The sequence below is a fragment of the Halobacillus halophilus genome (assembly GCF_020171985.1).
GTDB classification, from domain to species: Bacteria; Bacillota; Bacilli; order Bacillales; family Halobacillaceae; genus Halobacillus; species Halobacillus halophilus_A.
The window spans coordinates 1-504 of the sequence record NZ_JAIVAL010000030.1 but is presented as its reverse complement, the minus strand read 5'-3'; the positions used below and the strand labels follow the sequence as shown (position 1 = coordinate 504).

2 tRNA genes are annotated in these 504 nt (G+C 45.8%); both read left to right on the top strand.

The window, feature by feature from the left end:
* The first annotated feature begins 158 nt into the window (after positions 1-158).
* Positions 159-235, top strand: a tRNA-Ile gene (locus LCM11_RS20350).
* Between the two features lie 9 nt (positions 236-244).
* Positions 245-320 (top strand) — tRNA-Ala (locus LCM11_RS20345).
* Positions 321-504 lie beyond the last annotated feature (184 nt).

The following is a 504-nucleotide window of genomic DNA, read 5'->3' as shown; positions in this document are numbered from 1 at the left end:
GGAAGGTGCGGCTGGATCACCTCCTTTCTAAGGAAACCGGAAAGGCGGAAACGACCGATGGTCGTGGAAGCTGGACCGGACGGAAGACGTACCTGGTTGGTTGTTCAGTTTTGAGAGATTAAACTATTTAAAAATATTTAATCCCATAGTAATTGGATGGGCCTGTAGCTCAGTTGGTCAGAGCGCACGCCTGATAAGCGTGAGGTCGGTGGTTCAAGTCCACTCAGGCCCACCATTCAATTTTGGGGCCTTAGCTCAGCTGGGAGAGCGCCTGCTTTGCACGCAGGAGGTCAGCGGTTCGATCCCGCTAGGCTCCACCATTTAAATGAATGATTTAAACACAAAGTGTGATTTTGTGTTTTATATTCAACCCTAAAATAATGGGTGTGAACCTTGAAAACTGGATAAGGAATCAATAGCGTTTCAGACGCTAGTGATGACAAGACATTCAACAGAAACATCGAACGAAACAACGTCTTTTCACGACGATAGTTAAGTGAATAA